A 15,767-nucleotide genomic window follows, 5' to 3' on the forward strand; every position below is an offset into this window, starting at 1 on the left:
CGTGAAGAGCTGCGGACGTTGCTGGCCGAGACCATCGACACCGAGGTGAGCGAGGTCGGCGACGACACGGACTTCGTACAGACGCTGGGGGTCGACTCACTGATGGCCCTGGAGGTCGTCGTGGTGCTGGAACGCACGTACGCCATCAAATTCACCGAGGACGAGATGCGCTCGGTGAGGACGCTGAACAGCGCCCACGACGAGGTGCTCCGCAAGCTGCGGGAGCGCACGTGACCAGTCCGGTCCTGGCCGGGCGGCGGGTGGTGCGGGAGCCGGGCCCCGACCCGGCCACCGGGAAGTGGTCGGCCTCGTTCACGGTGGAGGTCACCGCGGACGAGCCGGTCTTCGCCGGGCACTATCCGGACTTCCCGATCTTTCCCGGCGTGTGCGTGCTGGAGTGCGTACGGCACGCCGCCGAGTCCGCCACCCCGCCCGAGGCCGGTGAACTGCGGCTGGCCGCCGTGGAGTCAGGCCGGTTCCTCGGCTCGGTCCACCCCGGTGACGTCATGACGGTCGACCTGACCTGGGTGCCGCACGGCACCGACTGGCGCTGCACCGCGAAGGTGGCGACCGCCCGCGGCCCGGCCGCGTCGTTCCGCTGCCGCTACCGGAGCGGGGGGACGGCATGATCACTTCCGCGGGAGTACGCGCCCTGCTGCCCCACCGGTACCCGATGCTCCTGGTCGACCGGGTCCTGACGGCGGGCGCCGAGGACATCCGGTCCCTCAAGGCCGTCACGCTCAACGAACCGTGGTACGCCCGGCTCGGCCCGCAGCCCGCGGAGGCGGACTTCGCCTACCCCGAGGTCCTGCTGGTCGAGTCCTGGACCCAGACCGCGGGACTGCTGGCCCAGCGACTGGCCGGCGGCGGGAACGACGACCGGACGATGCTGTTCGGCTCCATGAGGGACGTCTCGTTCCACCGACGGGTGTTCCCCGGTGACGTGGTCGAGCACCACGCCCGGCTGCAACGCGCGGTGAACGACACGGTGATCTTCGAGGGAAGCAGCCGGGTCGGCGACGAGCCGGTACTGACCATCGGTGCCATCACGGTCGCCTTCCGCCCCCGGGAGCGGCTCGACCCCGAACACTCCGGTCCGGCGGACCCGTTGACCGGAAGCCAGCGAGGAGAGAAGTCATGACGGACAACGCAGCACCGGTCGCCCTGGTGAGCGGGGGATCGCGCGGGATCGGCCGGGCCGTCGTCCTGCGGCTGGCGGCCGACGGATACGACGTCGGTTTCTGCTACCGGTCCAACGAGCGGGCCGCACAGGAGCTGGAGAAGGAGGCGGGCGAGCTCGGCGTACGCGCGCTGGCGGTGCGGGCCGATGTGACCGACTCCGCGTCGGTCAAGGAGTGGGTGGCCCGGACGGAGTCCGACCTCGGCCCGATCGGGGTGGCGGTCTGCTCCGCGGGCATCACCCGCGACAACCCGCTGCTGCTGATGTCCGACGAGGACTGGCACAGCGTTCTGGACACCAACCTCGACGGCGTCTACCACGTCTGCCGCGCGGTGATCTTCGAGATGATGAAGCGCAAGTCCGGCACGATCATCAATCTCTCCTCGGTCGCGGGTGTCTACGGAAACGCCACCCAGTCCAACTACTCCGCCTCCAAGGCCGGAATCATCGGCTTCTCCAAGGCGCTCGCCAAGGAGGTCGGCCGCTACAACATCCGCGCCAACGTGGTGGCGCCGGGCTTCATCGAGACCGACATGACCGCCGAACTGACCGACAAGGTCAAGAAGGACGCGGCGAAGCAGATCCCGCTGCGCCGCTTCGGCGGGGCGGACGAGGTCGCGGACCTGGTCGCCTTCCTGGCGAGCGAGCGTGCCGCGTACATCACGGGATCGGTCCTCCAGATCGACGGCGGCATCACCATATGAGGGCCGGCCGGGCCTGAGATGACGACGACCGGACACCGTCCCCGCGCCACGGACGGCATTCCGGTAAAGCCTCCAGCCGTTTCCCGAAGGCGCCGGTGGCCACAGCGAATTCTCGAAGTGCTCGTGAACGGGCCGCTGTTCGCTGATTTCCGCAACCTGCAGCGCTCCGTTCCCGGAGGTCGCGCACTTTTAGTATGGCCACCCGGCGCCGGTGGCTATTCCGAGCCCATATTCGAACCGGGGCCTGCCACCGGGCACCGGAAATAGCAACGGAGGCCCTGCACGTGGCCAAACCCATGATTGAGGCAGTCGACGTCATAAAGTCGTTCGGTGACGTCAAGGCACTGAACGGGGTGAATGTTTCCGTTCCCGAAGGTTCGATCCACGGTTTGCTCGGCCATAACGGCGCCGGCAAGACCACCCTGGTGCACATTCTCTCCACCCTGCTTCCGCCGAGCGGCGGCTCCGCCCGGATCTGCGGCTTCGACGTGGCCACCCAGCCGAAGGAAGTCCGCCGCTGCATCGGACTGACCGGCCAGTTCGCGTCCGTCGACGAACAGCTCAACGGCCGGGAGAACCTGGCCCTCGTCGCCCGTCTGCTGGGCGCGAGCAGGCGCCAGGCGGTCGCCCGTGCCGATGAGCTGCTGGAGATGTTCGAGCTGACCGAAGCGGCGAAGCGCCCGGTGCTCCAGTACTCCGGCGGTATGCGCAGGCGGCTGGACATCGCGGCGAGCCTCGTCGGCGGCCCCCGGGTCATCTTCCTCGACGAACCGACGACCGGACTGGACCCGAACGCCCGGATCGGTGTGTGGGAGACCATCGAGCGGCTGGCCAAGGACGGCACGGCCGTCCTGCTCACCACGCAGTACCTGGAGGAGGCCGACCGCCTCTGCGAGCAGATCACCGTGCTGTCCGAGGGAAGTGTGGTCGCGGGCGGCAACCCCGCCGAGCTCAAGGCCGAGGTCGGTCAGCGCATGGTCACCGTGACGATGACGGCGGAGTCCGACGTGCCGGTCGCGGTGAAGGCTCTGGAGGGTGCCGGTATCCGCGCGACGCCGCAGGAGTCGGGGAAGGCCATCAGCGCCCCGGTGGCCGCCGCGGCGGACCTCGCCGTCGTCGTACGCATCCTGAGCGACGCCGACACGGAGATCGCCGAACTGGCCTTCACCGAGCCGACCCTGGACGACGTCTACCTGACGCTGACCCACGAGGCCACCGCAAAGCCGGTGCCCGCGTGACCGTCCCCATCACTCCCATCGAAGAAGGAGCGTCGCGATGACGGTCATCGACGCCGAGATCAGCCCGCAGCCGACGGCACGTCTCACCAGGAGCGCCGCCGAACAGTGGGGCGGCAGCAGCCTGTTCACCCAGACCCTGGCGCTCACCGCACGGTCCGTCCGGCCGTACCTCCAGGCCGGGGTGCTCGTCGTGACGTTCATCGAGCCGCTGGTCATGCTGCTGATGTTCGGCGGTGTGCTGCGTGTGCTCGGCGACACGGCCGTGCCCGAGAACGACATGTCCTACATCGCCGGCCTGGCCCCCGCGATCATGATCATCACCGCGGTCGCGGCCGGTGCCCAGGCGGGCAACGGCCTGATCAACGACCTGCGCAACGATGTGATCACCCGGTTCCACACGATGCCGATCTCCCGGTTCAGCGTGCTGCTGGCCAGGAGCTTCGCGGACGCCGCCCGGTCGCTCTACCAGTTGATCGCCGTGGCCGTACTGGCCTGGCTGATCTTCGACTTCGAGCCGCCGGGCGGATTCTTCGGTGTGGTCGGCTCGATCCTGCTGGCCCTGCTCGTCGGCTGGTCCATGAGCTGGATCTTCATCGCGCTGGCCGCCGTGCTGCGCAACGGTGATGTGCTGCGCATGATCACGACCCTGTGCACCTTCCCGCTGCTGTTCGCCTCCAACGCGTTCGTGGACCCGGAGTCGATGCCGGTCTGGCTGCGCGTGGTCGCCGAGGCGAACCCGATCTCGTACGCCAACGACGCGATGCGCGGACTGGTGGCCGGGCAGGCCACGCTCACGGAGATGCTCGCCACCCTGGCCGTCTCCTTCGTCCTGGTGGTGGTGTGCGCACCGATCGCGAACCGTTCCTTCCGGGTGCTGTGACCGTTGGGCCCCGTGTGCTCCGGCCGGTGCCGCTCTGACCGGTGCCGGCCGGATGCGGGCCGGGAGGCGAGGTGCGAGCGCCTCCCGGCCGGCGCGTGCGGTCAGCCCCGGCCCCGGGAGATCGAGAAGATCACCCGGAGTACGAGAATGCAGCTGATCACCAGCAGGTTGTAGCCGATCAGCTGGCTGAGGGAGACGGAACCGATGATCGTCGGTTTGCTGTCGATGCTCAGCAGCACGGCACCGACCAGCGCGGTGATCCCGCCGATGAAGGAAAGCAGCACATCGTGGACGAGACCGCGCAGGAAGCGCCGGTCGCGCTCGTCCGCGAGCAGCCGTATCTGGATGCCGAGCCGGCCGCCCTCCAGCGCGCTGCTGATCCGGTCCACCCGCCGGGGCAGCCGGCGCAGCACGGACGTGAGCGAGATCGTCTCCTCGACCAGGGTGTCCTTGACCCGCTCGTAGGTCAGCCGCTCCTGGACCCGGGCGGCGGCGAACCTGCGGGCCTCCGTCACGATGTCGAAGTCCGCGACGAGCCGTTCGACGGTGCCCTCCACGGTGGCCAGCGCCCGGAAGGTCGCCGCCACCTCCGGCGGGACGGTCAGACCGTGCCGGGCGACGAGCAGGAAGAGTTCGGAGAAGATCTCGCGGTTCGGCCTGCTGCCGGGACTCAGATAGCGCGCCATGAACCTCCCCAGCGACCGTTCCAGCTTCTTCTCGTCGATCTGCTCCGGACGGTCGACCACCTCCAGCAGCGCGTCGCTGAGCGCCGTCGGATCGTTGCGGTGGAAGGCGAGGAGCAGGTCGCGCAGCGCGGTGCGCATCGTCCGGTCGAGCCGGCCGACCGAGCCGAAGTCGATCAGGCCCAGTTCGCCGGTGCTCAGCAGCAGTACGTTCCCCGGGTGCGGGTCGGCGTGGAACACCCCGCCGAGCATGATCTGTTCGAGGATGCAGTCCAGCAGTTGCTGGGCGAGTGCCGCGCCGTCCAGTCCGCGTGCGGCGATCGCGTCCCCGGCGGAGGTGAGGGGGACACCGTCCAGCCACTCCAGGGTCAGGACCCGCTCGGTGCTGAACTCCTCGTAGACGCGCGGCGTACGTATGGTGCCGGTGGCTCCAGATTCCGCGGCTCCTGCGGTGATGGCGGCCATGTTGCGGGCTTCGGTCCGGAAGTCCAGTTCCTCGTGGAGCGAGGCGGCGAACCCGCCGATCAGGTCGCAGAGCCCCAGGCTCCGGGCCCAGTGGGTGTGCTCCTCCAGCTTGCGGCCGATCCGGAGCAGGATGTCCAGGTCACGGTCGACGACCTGCTCGGCGCCGGGGCGCTGGACCTTGACCGCGATCTCCTGGCCGTCCGCCAGCCGGGCCCGGTGCACCTGGGCCATCGACCCCGCAGCCAGTGGCTCCCGGTCGAACGAGGCGAAGACCGCCTCCGGGTCGCGGCCCAGCTCCTCGGTCAGCGCCTCCCGCACCCGCTCCCACGGCTCGGCCGCCGCCTGGTGGTGGAGGCGCGAGAACTCCTCGACGTACTCGGCGGGGAGCAGGTCGTAGCGGGTGGACAGCATCTGCCCGAGCTTCACGAACGTCGCGCCCGCCTCCTCCAGGGCCAGCCGCAGCCGGCGCGCGGACTGCTGGCGGCCCGCGACCGATCCCTTCGGCGAACCGGCCCGGGCGAGTCCGCGCAGTGACGGCGAGAGACCGTTCCGCATGGCGATGGCGCTGAGTTCCGCGTAACGCCGGGTACGTGCCACCCGGCGGCGTATCACTCCGGGCAGCCGGACGAGGTCGGACAACATGCTGCTGGGCAGCAGGACCTCCGAGATCGCCAGGAACAGCATCGTGACCAGGATTCCGCAGCCCACCTGCACGGAGGTCATCGCCGGACGGTGACTGCTCGGGCCCATGGCCGAGATGATCTGCATCGTCGCCAGAACACCCACGGTCCCGCTGATCACCGCACGGATCTTGCCGATTCTTATACCGAGCAATCGCCGGGCGCCCATGGAGAGGCCGACCAGCGTGAACACGAAGAGGACCGGTATGAGGATCAGGAACGCTGTGTGCTGCATGGGCTGTGCCTTCCCGGACCGGAGTCCGCGTGCGGGTTCGGGTACGGGGCCTCACGTACGGGGACTTGCCCACGGAGGCCGTGGCGCTGACGGCAGGTCAGGCAGGGCCGGGGGTCGGCCGGTGTGCGGCCCCTCCTGGCTGGGGGGCCATTGTCCGTGCCCCGGCGAAGCCGCTCCACCGGGGCACGTTGCAGGAAACTGCAGATGTGCGGGCGAGGGCACCGTGGCGGCAAGGTGCGGCCCCGTTGCGGGGGGAGGCGCCCCGGCCCCGGATTCGGCCCAGGATTCGGGCCCGGATTCGGCCACGGAATCGGCCCAGGATTCGGGACCGGATTCGGGCCCGGCCCCGGAAATGCGTCGGCCGGCCGACTGCGGCGCGAAGCGATGACCCGCGCACACTCTGCCATCTTCCCCTTGCGCGACGGACGTTCACCGACCGTCGCGGCGAAGGCGGTGTCCTGAGAAGGGCGTCACACGGCGGTGATTTGATCCGGAACGGGACTGGATGGGTGCTTTCGTCGCCTTGGCCGGGAATGTGCTCACTCTTCCGGGAAGGCAGGAAACGCACCGCGGGTAGATGGCCTGTTCTGCCGCCTACCCGGCCTTGCGGTGGGGGAAACCCGAGCGGCCGTGGCACCAAGCTGTCGAAACGGGTCCTCGGACGCGCCGACTGTGCTGGACGCGGCCTAAGTTGACCTCGACAGAGCGGGCGGAGGGTTCGCCCGTGAGAAGGAAACTGCCGAGAGGTTGATGTGGCGGACACGGGGATCGGTCTGGATGCGCGGTCGGAGCTTCTGTACCGGAAGCTGCTTCTGCGGGCGACATGGAGGACGCACGAATTGGCGCAGGCCCTGGCGTGGTCGGCGGACCAGGTGATGCGAGCGCTGGACGGGCTGCGGACCGAAGGTCTGGCCAGTGCCTCCGGGGAGGACGGAGCGGCCTTCCGCGCCGTCGAGCCGTGCATAGCCCTGCCGGCGCTGCTGGCCTGGCGGATGCGTGAGGGCCGCTCGCCACAGCCCTGCCCCATCCAGATCGGCAGGTTCATCGCCCTGCACGAGCAGGCGGAACGATTCGGGGACCCCGTCGGCGGCGGCGAGAGCCGGCACGACGTGTCGGTGACGATCGAACGCCTGGTCGCCAAGGTCGAGCGCGAGGTCGTGTTCCTCGTCCCCCAGCACAACGAGGGCGGCTTCGAGTTCTCCCGCCCCATCGTGGACATGGTGCTGAGGCGCGGTGCGCGATTCCGGTCCGTGTGGGCGTCCTCGGTGCTCCAGTCGCCGGGAGCCATGGCACATGCCCAGTGGCTCACGCAGGAGGGCGCGGCGCTGCGCTCGGTCGGTACGGTGCCGCCGCGCGCCATGATCATGGACGGCGCTGTCGCGGTGGTCATCGACGAGACCGAAGGGGCCCGTGTCGTGCGCTCCGCTGCCGAACTGGACCGGCTGTGCGCCCTCGCCGAGCGGTTCTGGGAGCGCGGAGCGACGGTCCGCCAGACCGGCAGGCAGCCCGGTGCCACCACGCGCCGGCCCCGCTCGGAGGTCGTCCTGCGGCTCCTGTCCGAAGGGCTGACCGACGACGCGATCGCCCGTCGGCTGGGTTGCAGCGTCCGCACCGTGCGCAATGATGTCGCGTCCGCCATGGCCGCCCTCGACGCGCGCAGCCGTTTCCAGGCCGGGGCCCGAGCCATGCAGGTCGGCCTGATCTGAACACCCGGCGCCCTGCGCCCCGTCGAGCGGGAAGGCGGCTCCACGGCGCGGACGGGCAGCCGATGACCGGGCCGATGGGCCCGAGCAGGAACGGGCGGTGCCGGTGCGCCGGTCGCGGCGGGCGATGACCACATCGCGGGCCGCGCGTTCATCGGCCGGTACCCCCCACGCCGCCCAAGTCCGCCGTACCCAAGCCCGCCCCACCCAAGAGCCCCACCCAAGCGCCCTGCCCAGCGCCTCGCCCAAGGCCCCTGCCCAGCACCCTGCCCAAGGCCCCTGAGTGCTGCCGAGTCCTTCGGTTACGGGGCTTCCCCGGCCGGAGACGTGGACGTCACGGTGTCCAGCGCCGCCGACAGCCGCTCCAGCGCCTCCACGGCTCGCGTGAACTCCCCCTCGCCCAGCTCCTCGGCCAGCCGCGCCGCGAACTCCGCGTGTCCGGGGTTGATTTCGCCCACGGCGGCCAGCCCCTCCGTGGTGGGCCGGAGCAGCTTGGCGCGCCGGTGGGCCGGGTTCTCCACGTACTCCGCGAGCCCCTTCGTGACCAGCAGGTCCGCGATCCGCTGCACGCTCTGGCGGGTGATCCCCATCGCCCGTGCGATCCCGGCCACCGGCAACGGCTCGGGCAGCACCGCGCCCAGCACCTGCCACCACGCCGCCGTCAGCCCGCCGGGCCGGGCCAGCCCGTCCGCGACGGCGAGGAACTGTCCGTTCAGCCGGAAGACCGTGAGCGCCGCCCGGCCCAGCCGGTCCTGGTCCTCCCGGCTCATCCCTGCAACACTTCGAACGCGCTGACGTCGGAGTCGTGGAACAGCCGGTACCAGGCGTCCAGCTTCTTCGGCTCGTACACCCCCAGCAGTCCGAACACCTCGCGGGCGAACGCCACCGGCTCGGTCGGCCCCGCTGTGACGAGGAGCCCGCCATCCGTCACCGCGTCGGCGTCCACGTAGCGCTCGGCGCCCCCGTATCCGGTGGCGGCCAGGTAGAAGGAGACGGCGCTGGTGTGCGCCCGGTCGTCGAGGAGCCCCTCGCGGGCCAGTCCCGCCGTCGCCCCGCAGATCGCGGCGACCGGCACGCCCGCGTCGAGGAAGGTGCGGGCCTTGCGGGCGAACGGGGCCAGCTCGTCGCCGGAGTCCCAGAGGTCGGCCCCGGTGAGGAGGAGCAGCGCGCTGTCCTCGGGCCGCAGCTCGTCCAGCGTCAGATCGGGCAGGACGCGCATGCCGCCCATGGTGGTGACGGCCTCCGGGCCCGCGCCCACGGTCCGGACGGTGTAGCCGTTCCTGGCGAGATGGGCGGTGGTGTGCCCCGTCTCCCAGTCGGCGAACGTGTCGTAAACAGCCAGGTGAACGGTGGTGCGGGTCATGATGAACTCCTTCGACTCCATGACAGAATACTGTCATGTCGACAGCGTACTGTCAAAGTTTCGCCTCGCTCGAAAACCCGACACCTTGCCGAACCGCACGCCCCACGCCATACAAGGTGGCCATGGAGCACCACCCCTGCCACGGCCTACGCTCGCCGCATGACCCCTCATGCCCCTCATGCCCCGTATGTCGACTCCGCGGCCGGTGCGGCCGTGAAGGCCGCAGACCGCGCGCACGTGTTCCACTCCTGGTCCGCCCAGGGCCTGATCGACCCGCTCGCCGTCGCCGGCGCCGAGGGGGCGTACTTCTGGGACTACGACGGCAACCGCTACCTCGACTTCACCAGCGGTCTCGTCTACACCAACATCGGCTACCAGCACCCCACCGTCGTCGCCGCGATCCAGGAGCAGGCGGGCAAGCTCGTCACCTTCGCCCCCGCCTTCGCCGTCGAGGCGCGTTCCGAGGCCGCACGCCTCATCGCCGAGCGCACCCCCGGCGACCTGGACAAGATCTTCTTCACCAACGGCGGCGCCGAGGCCGTCGAGAACGCCATCCGCATGGCCCGGCTGCACACCGGCCGTACGAAGGTGTTCTCCGCCTACCGCTCGTACCACGGCGCCACCTCCACCGCGATCAACCTCACCGGCGACCCGCGCCGCTGGCCCTCCGACAACGGCTCCGCGGGCGTCGTCCGCTTCTGGACCCCGTTCCTCTACCGCTCGCCGTTCCACGCCGGGACCGAGGCCGAGGAGTGCGCCCGCGCGCTCCAGCACCTGGAGGACACCCTCGCCTTCGAGGGCCCGGCCACCGTCGCCGCGATCATCCTGGAGACGATCCCCGGCACCGCGGGCATCATGACCCCGCCGCCCGGCTACCTCGCGGGCGTCCGTGAGATCTGCGACCGGTACGGCATCGTGTTCGTCCTCGACGAGGTCATGGCCGGTTTCGGTCGCACCGGCAAGTGGTTCGCCGCCGACCACTACGACGTGGTGCCGGACCTGATGACCTTCGCCAAGGGCGTCAACTCCGGTTATGTACCGCTCGGTGGCGTCGCCATCAACGCCGAGATCGCCGCCACCTTCGACACCCGCCCCTACCCGGGCGGACTCACCTATTCCGGCCACCCGCTGGCCTGCGCCGCCGCCGTCGCCACCATCCATGTGATGGAGGACGAGAAGGTCATCGAGAACGCCGCGCACATCGGTGAGACGGTCCTCGGCCCCGGCCTGCGCGAACTGGCCGAGCGCCACCCCTCGGTCGGCGAGGTCCGCGGCCTCGGCGCGTTCTGGGCGCTGGACCTGGTCCGCGACAAGGAGACCCGCGAGCCGCTCGTGCCGTACAACGCCACGGGCGAGGCCAACGCCCCGATGGCGGCCTTCGGGGCGGCGGCGAAGAAGCACGGCCTGTGGCCCTTCATCAACATGAACCGCACGCACGCCGTTCCCGCCTGCAACGTCACGGAGGCGGAGGCGAAGGAAGGGCTCGCGGCTCTGGACGCGGCCCTCGCGGTCGCCGACGAGCACACGGCGTAGTCGTCCGCGCACGACCCCCTCCCCCTGCCCGGATCCGGGCACGGTGACCTGGCTTAAGGTGACCGAAGCCGAACAGGGGAGGGGGCGTCATGTGTGCGAGCGGAGGTGTGACCCGCAGTACGCTGCGCCAGCAGATCGCCGACGCGTTGCGTGACGAGGTGCTCGCAGGGCGTTTGCCACCGGGGCGGGAATTCACGGTCAAACAGATCGCCGAGCAGTACGGAGTCTCCGCGACGCCCGTCCGCGAGGCGCTCTTCGACCTCTCCGCGCAGGGGTTGCTCGCGTCCGATCAGCACCGCGGCTTCCAGGTCCGCGAATTCACCATCGCCGACTACCGCTCCATGGTGGAGGCGCGCTCCCTCGTGGTGGAGGGCATCTTCCGCAGCCCCGGGGACCAGGTGGCCACCCGGGACGACGCGATGGCGTCGATCCGGCGGCGCGCGGCGGAGGCGGTACGGGCGGCGAAGGGCGGCGACCTCGACGTACTGATCGGGTACGACCTGCGGTTCTGGCGGGAGCTCGGGGCGTTCGTCATGAACCCGTACATCAGCGACTTCCTCACCAAACTCCGCGTCCAGGCATGGGTGTTCGCCGTGCACCGGCTGCGCGGCGACGAGGACAACGGGAACTGGCTGTGGTTCGGCCACGAGGAACTGGTCGAGGCGATCGCCCGCGGCGACCGGGACCAGGTCCACGCGACGATGCGGTCCTACTACGCGCACGCGCTGGCCTGGGCGGACCGACTGGCCGAGGAGGAGGCCCGGGACAGGGCCCCCGCCGCCGAGCCCGCCCCGGAAGAGACCCGCGCCTGACGCCGGGGCCCCGCCCCCCCCGAAGAGCCCCGCCCCTGCCCCCTCGGCTCCCGTCTGCTTCCGGTCGGGGCCCTGTGCGCGACGTGGACGCCGCATTACGCTGTCCCGACGATCGCCGAACCCATTGGAGAGCGAGACTTCGTGGCCTGTGACCTGTGGCTGGTCCCCCTCGTCGATGTGCTGTGCCACAGCCCCGACAATCCGTTCGCCGAAGAGATCGCCCTCTACGACAAGGCGCTGAGCGACGCGGGGCTGCCCCCCGTCCCCGTCTACGCCTACATGCCGGGCCTGAACGGGGACGTCGCCCCCGTCGCGGGATTCGACTACGACGCCCTGCACTTCCTGCGCCGGGCCTACTTGCTCACGCTGAGCGGACTCGCCGTCACACCCATCGGTGAACTGGGCGGGGACTACCAGCAGTTGCTGGAGATGTTCGAGCAGAACGCACAGGCGTCGCACCTGGTCTGGCACTACGACCACGCCGGGGCGTACGTCCCGGTGGACTTCCCGTACCCGCTCTCGGACGACCGGCTGCTGGAAGGCGGCGGCCCACTGGGCTCGGCGCACGGGCTGCTGCGGGAGCTGGAGTTCGTCGCCCCGGCCATCGGCATCGACCCGGCCAACCCCCCGGCGCCCCCTCAGCCGCCCGCCCGTCCGACCTCGCTGGAGGAACCGGCGGGCCCGATCCCGTACGACGAGAGCCCGTTCGCCCGCGAACGTCACGTCTGGCTCGGCCTCCACGCGGCAGCGACCCGCAGCCTGGCCCAAGGCTCAATGATCATCTTCAGCTGACCCCAAAGCCCCCGGCCTGCCGCTGCCTTCAATCCCGCCCGGCGCCCAATTTGAGCCCGTCCGGCGCAGGGGCGGTCCGGGGCCACATTTAAGCCTGCCCGGCGCAGGGGCAGTTCGGGCCCACATTTCAGCCCCGTTCCCGCACGGGCGTTCCGGGTCCACATTTCAGCCCGTCCGGCGATTGAGGACCGGGGGTCCGGGGGCAGCGCCCCCGAAAGCTTTCAGGCCGGGCCCCGCACGGGGCGGCCGGTGACCGTTTTCAGCCCGTTCCCCCGCATGGGCGTTCCGGGTCCACATTTCAGCCCGTCCGGCGATTGAGGACCGGGGGTCCGGGGGCAGCGCCCCCGAAAGCTTTGAGGCCGGGCCCCGCACGGGGCGGCCGGTGACCGCTTTCAGCCCGTTCCCCCGCACGGGCGTTCCGGGTCCACATTTCAGCCCGTCCGGCGATTGAGGACCGGGGGTCCGGGGGCAGCGCCCCCGAAAGAAACCCCCCCGCCCCCGCCCCGCCCCGCCCCACCCCACCTCAGCGCGGCGACTCCGGCGGCCGCTGCCGCGGCATATTCGGCCGGGTGGCAACCGACGGCATCGCGAACCGCCCCGCCCCCGCCCCCGGCTCCGCCCGCGCGGCCCCGCCGCCGGACACCAGCGACTGCATCCCCATCGGCGCGGGCCCGGCCCGGAACTCCACCATCCAGTCCGCGGTCTCCGACCTGACCAGCTCGGTGATGTCCTCCGAGAACCTCCGCAGCACCCCGAGGCACCGCTCGGCGGCCTCGCTGGCCGTTCCCTCGGACGGCCCGAGGACCTCGCGTACGCACTCCGACGCCCAGTCGAACTGGAGCACCTGAAGGCGCCGCTGCACGGCCTGGGCCGTCGCGAGATTCCTTATCCAGCCGGAGGTGAGACCGAAGTACCGGTCGCACGCCATACAGGCGGCGCCCAGCAGTAACGACGGATAGCCCCAGCCGGCCGACCCGGACAGGGCGCCCGTGAGGTCGAGCAGCGGCAGTGCCGTGCCCGCGACCACCCCGGCGGCGGTGCCGAGCCGCAGCGCGCGGGCCCCGCGCCGCTTCCGGATCCGGTCGTTCAGATACCAGTCGGCGGTACGCAGGGCGCCCGTCTCGACCCAGCGGTACAGCTCGTCGAGGCGTTCGGCGGGCTCGCCCCAGTCGCCGAGCGGGAAGGCGCGACCGGTCAGGTCGCGTCCCGCGGCGGAAATCGGAACAGGTTGTTCCGCTTCGGTACCCCCACCGGATCCCGCGTCGGACTCCTTGCGGGGCGGCCCCTCGGGCTGCATCTCCGGCTGACTCACCGGGGCACTCCTCTGCACTCTGCTTAAGGACTCTGCTTAAGGACTCGACGTGACTCGACGTGCTCCGGGCGTGGCTCGGGCACGGGAGGCAGTCGGCGCGGCCGACGGCCTCGCCCGGGTAACTCTGCGTTACCGGCGGTGCGGGTGTGTGTACTGATACGCGTGCCCTTCCTACCGCCGAATGGTGGGCCGTGGGGTCGAAATCGCGGGATTCCTGCCTTCGCACGGCCTGTGATCAGGTATAGGAGGCGGGGAGGGGCTCCCGCGATCTCACCCGAAAGAGTTGGTCCCCGGCGGGTGGGGCGCGGCGTCCGGTGAACACGTAGGCTCGGCTTACCGAAACATTTGTCGTCGAAATGCCAGGAGTGACCGTGATTCCCGGTGGTGGTCAGCCCAACATGCAGCAGCTGCTCCAGCAGGCCCAGAAGATGCAGCAGGACCTTGCCGTGGCCCAGGAGGAACTGGCCAGGACCGAGGTCGACGGCCAGGCGGGCGGGGGCCTGGTGAGGGCCACCGTGACCGGCTCCGGCGAGCTCCGTGCCCTGGTGATCGACCCGAAGGCCGTGGACCCGGAGGACACCGAGACGCTGGCCGACCTGGTGGTCGCCGCGGTCCAGGCGGCCAACGAGAACGCGCAGGCGCTCCAGCAGCAGAAGCTGGGCCCGCTGGCCCAGGGCCTGGGCGGCATGCCCGGCCTCCCCTTCTGACCTTCTGGACCTCCGGGACCCTTCCGGGTCCTCACGAGACCTACTGGTACCCACGCGTACCCACTACGGTACGAAGCAGGAATAAGGGAAAGGCGTTCCGTTGTACGAAGGCGTTGTTCAGGACCTCATCGACGAGTTGGGCAGGCTGCCCGGCGTCGGTCCCAAGAGCGCCCAGCGGATCGCCTTCCACATTCTGCAGACCGAGCCCACCGACGTACGCCGTCTCGCCCATGCCCTCCTGGAGGTCAAGGACAAGGTCCGGTTCTGCGCCGTGTGCGGCAACGTCGCCCAGCAGGAACAGTGCGGGATCTGCCGGGATCCGCGCCGCGATCGGACGGTCATCTGTGCGGTCGAGGAACCCAAGGATGTCGTCGCGATCGAGCGGACCCGCGAATTCCGGGGCCGCTACCACGTCCTCGGCGGCGCGATCAGCCCGATCGAGGGCGTCGGCCCGGACGACCTGCGCATCCGGGAACTGCTGGCCCGGCTCGCGGACGGTTCCATCACGGAACTGATCCTGGCGACCGACCCCAACCTGGAGGGCGAGGCCACCGCGACGTACCTGGCGCGGATGGTCAAGCCGATGGGCCTCAGGGTGACCCGGCTGGCCAGCGGCCTGCCCGTGGGCGGCGACCTGGAGTACGCCGACGAGGTCACCCTGGGCCGTGCCTTCGAAGGAAGGCGGCTGCTGGATGTCTGACGCCCACCCGGTGCTTTTCCGGCCCCACTCACCGTTCGTGACCGCGCCCATGGGAGGTCCCCTCGATGTCTGACGCCACGCTGAACTCCGTCACGCAGGACCCGGACGACTTCGCCGTCCAGATCGCGGACCAGATCAAGACGTTCATCGTCGCGGTCACCGAGGTGTCCAAGGTCGACGAGCCCGAGGAGGCCGTCCCGGTCCTGCTCCTCCAGGTCTCCCAGCTCCTGCTCGCGGGCGGTCGCCTCGGTGCGCACGAGGACGTCCTGCCCGACGAGCGGTACGAACCGGACCTCGGCGCCGAGCCGGACGCGGACGGGCTGCGCGAACGCTTCGCGGCCCTCCTGGAGCCGATCGACGTCTACTCCGAGGTCTTCGACCCGTACGAGCCCCGCAAGCCCCCGGTCCCGCACCGCATCTCGGACGACCTGGCCGATCTGGTCACCGACCTCGGCCATGGAATGGCCCACTACGATGCCGACCGCACCGCCGAGGCGCTGTGGTGGTGGCAGTTCTCCTACTTCTCCAACTGGGGCTCCACCGCCTCCGCCACCCTGCGCGCCCTCCAGTCCCTGATCGCCCACATCCGCCTCAACCAGCCCCTCGAAGAGCTCGACGGCCTGGACATCGACCAGGATCCGGGCGAGGACGACCTGGCGGAGGAGGCGGGGCGCGTGATGGTGGCGGAGATCGCGGGACCGCTGGGGCTACGACCGGTGAAGTAGCGGGCGGCGAGGCCCCGCCACGTCACGGACGGTTCACCGGAAGGCTTACCGGAAG

Annotated in this window: 17 protein-coding genes; 13 read left to right on the forward strand and 4 right to left on the reverse strand. The window is 70.4% G+C overall.

Annotated features, from left to right (window positions below):
* The 6 genes from A6A29_RS09100 to A6A29_RS09125 all read left to right on the forward strand — a co-directional run.
* The coding region (locus tag A6A29_RS09100; protein ID WP_073719658.1) for an acyl carrier protein at window positions 1-234 on the forward strand (234 nt) is incomplete at its 5' end.
* Entirely contained in the window at window positions 231-629 is a 399-nt protein-coding gene (locus tag A6A29_RS09105; RefSeq protein ID WP_073719489.1) for a 3-hydroxyacyl-ACP dehydratase FabZ family protein, read from the forward strand. The genes A6A29_RS09100 and A6A29_RS09105, both read left to right, overlap by 4 nt.
* The gene (locus A6A29_RS09110) at window positions 626-1,141 is read left to right on the forward strand and encodes a 3-hydroxyacyl-ACP dehydratase FabZ family protein (RefSeq protein WP_073719490.1); all 516 of its coding nucleotides are present in this window, start codon (window positions 626-628) and stop codon (window positions 1,139-1,141) included. Before A6A29_RS09105 ends, A6A29_RS09110 begins: the two co-directional genes overlap by 4 nt.
* Window positions 1,138-1,884, forward strand: coding sequence for a 3-oxoacyl-[acyl-carrier-protein] reductase (gene fabG, locus A6A29_RS09115; protein WP_073719491.1), 747 nt, complete (start codon window positions 1,138-1,140; stop codon window positions 1,882-1,884). Before A6A29_RS09110 ends, fabG begins: the two co-directional genes overlap by 4 nt.
* Before the next feature lie 296 nt (window positions 1,885-2,180).
* Window positions 2,181-3,122, forward strand: a complete 942-nt coding sequence (locus A6A29_RS09120) for an ATP-binding cassette domain-containing protein (protein ID WP_073719659.1) — start codon at window positions 2,181-2,183, stop codon at window positions 3,120-3,122.
* Window positions 3,123-3,159: 37 nt separating this feature from the next.
* Complete coding sequence (locus A6A29_RS09125) at window positions 3,160-4,002, forward strand: ABC transporter permease (protein WP_079182666.1); 843 nt, start codon at window positions 3,160-3,162, stop codon at window positions 4,000-4,002.
* Between the two features lie 101 nt (window positions 4,003-4,103).
* On the opposite strand, the gene A6A29_RS09130 is transcribed toward A6A29_RS09125, so the two are convergent.
* Window positions 4,104-6,065, reverse strand: a complete 1,962-nt coding sequence (locus tag A6A29_RS09130; protein WP_073719492.1) for an ABC1 kinase family protein — start codon at window positions 6,063-6,065, stop codon at window positions 4,104-4,106.
* Window positions 6,066-6,904: 839 nt separating this feature from the next.
* Between A6A29_RS09130 and A6A29_RS09140 the strand changes: the two genes are divergently transcribed.
* A complete protein-coding gene (locus tag A6A29_RS09140) occupies window positions 6,905-7,771 on the forward strand; it encodes a helix-turn-helix transcriptional regulator (RefSeq protein ID WP_143196968.1) in 867 nt (288 codons plus the stop codon).
* 299 nt (window positions 7,772-8,070) lie between these two features.
* Here A6A29_RS09140 and A6A29_RS09145 read toward each other — a convergent pair whose 3' ends face one another.
* Together A6A29_RS09145 and A6A29_RS09150 are read right to left on the reverse strand one after the other, a co-directional pair.
* On the reverse strand, window positions 8,071-8,538 hold the full coding sequence (locus A6A29_RS09145) for a MarR family winged helix-turn-helix transcriptional regulator (protein WP_073719495.1): 468 nt from the start codon (window positions 8,536-8,538) through the stop codon (window positions 8,071-8,073).
* The gene (locus A6A29_RS09150) at window positions 8,535-9,131 is read right to left on the reverse strand and encodes a type 1 glutamine amidotransferase family protein (RefSeq protein ID WP_073719661.1); all 597 of its coding nucleotides are present in this window, start codon (window positions 9,129-9,131) and stop codon (window positions 8,535-8,537) included. The genes A6A29_RS09145 and A6A29_RS09150 overlap by 4 nt, the downstream gene beginning before the upstream one ends.
* A 159-nt stretch (window positions 9,132-9,290) precedes the next feature.
* On the opposite strand from A6A29_RS09150, the gene A6A29_RS09155 reads away from it, so the two are divergent.
* The 3 genes from A6A29_RS09155 to A6A29_RS09165 all read left to right on the forward strand — a co-directional run bounded on the left by A6A29_RS09155 (window position 9,291) and on the right by A6A29_RS09165 (window position 12,268).
* Window positions 9,291-10,664 (forward strand): aspartate aminotransferase family protein, encoded by a 1,374-nt coding sequence (locus A6A29_RS09155; protein WP_073719496.1) that lies wholly within the window; start codon window positions 9,291-9,293, stop codon window positions 10,662-10,664.
* 107 nt (window positions 10,665-10,771) lie between these two features.
* Window positions 10,772-11,476, forward strand: coding sequence for a GntR family transcriptional regulator (locus A6A29_RS09160; RefSeq protein ID WP_385730754.1), 705 nt, complete (start codon window positions 10,772-10,774; stop codon window positions 11,474-11,476).
* Between the two features lie 141 nt (window positions 11,477-11,617).
* Complete coding sequence (locus A6A29_RS09165; RefSeq protein ID WP_073719498.1) at window positions 11,618-12,268, forward strand: hypothetical protein; 651 nt, start codon at window positions 11,618-11,620, stop codon at window positions 12,266-12,268.
* A gap of 523 nt (window positions 12,269-12,791) precedes the next feature.
* Here the strand turns inward: A6A29_RS09165 and A6A29_RS09170 are convergent.
* Window positions 12,792-13,580, reverse strand: coding sequence for an SLATT domain-containing protein (locus A6A29_RS09170; RefSeq protein ID WP_073719499.1), 789 nt, complete (start codon window positions 13,578-13,580; stop codon window positions 12,792-12,794).
* A gap of 371 nt (window positions 13,581-13,951) precedes the next feature.
* Between A6A29_RS09170 and A6A29_RS09175 the strand changes: the two genes are divergently transcribed.
* The 3 genes from A6A29_RS09175 (at window position 13,952) to A6A29_RS09185 (ending at window position 15,712) form a co-directional block, all read left to right on the forward strand.
* Window positions 13,952-14,287 carry a YbaB/EbfC family nucleoid-associated protein gene (locus A6A29_RS09175; protein ID WP_073719500.1) on the forward strand — a complete coding sequence of 112 codons (336 nt, stop codon included), beginning with the start codon at window positions 13,952-13,954 and terminating at the stop codon, window positions 14,285-14,287.
* Between the two features lie 100 nt (window positions 14,288-14,387).
* The gene (recR, locus tag A6A29_RS09180; protein WP_073719501.1) at window positions 14,388-14,987 is read left to right on the forward strand and encodes a recombination mediator RecR; all 600 of its coding nucleotides are present in this window, start codon (window positions 14,388-14,390) and stop codon (window positions 14,985-14,987) included.
* Between the two features lie 65 nt (window positions 14,988-15,052).
* On the forward strand, window positions 15,053-15,712 hold the full coding sequence (locus tag A6A29_RS09185) for a DUF5063 domain-containing protein (RefSeq protein ID WP_073719502.1): 660 nt from the start codon (window positions 15,053-15,055) through the stop codon (window positions 15,710-15,712).
* Window positions 15,713-15,767: the final 55 nt, after the last annotated feature.

Origin of the sequence: Streptomyces sp. TSRI0281, assembly GCF_001905125.1 — a bacterium.
In the GTDB taxonomy this organism is placed as follows: domain Bacteria; phylum Actinomycetota; class Actinomycetes; order Streptomycetales; family Streptomycetaceae; genus Streptomyces.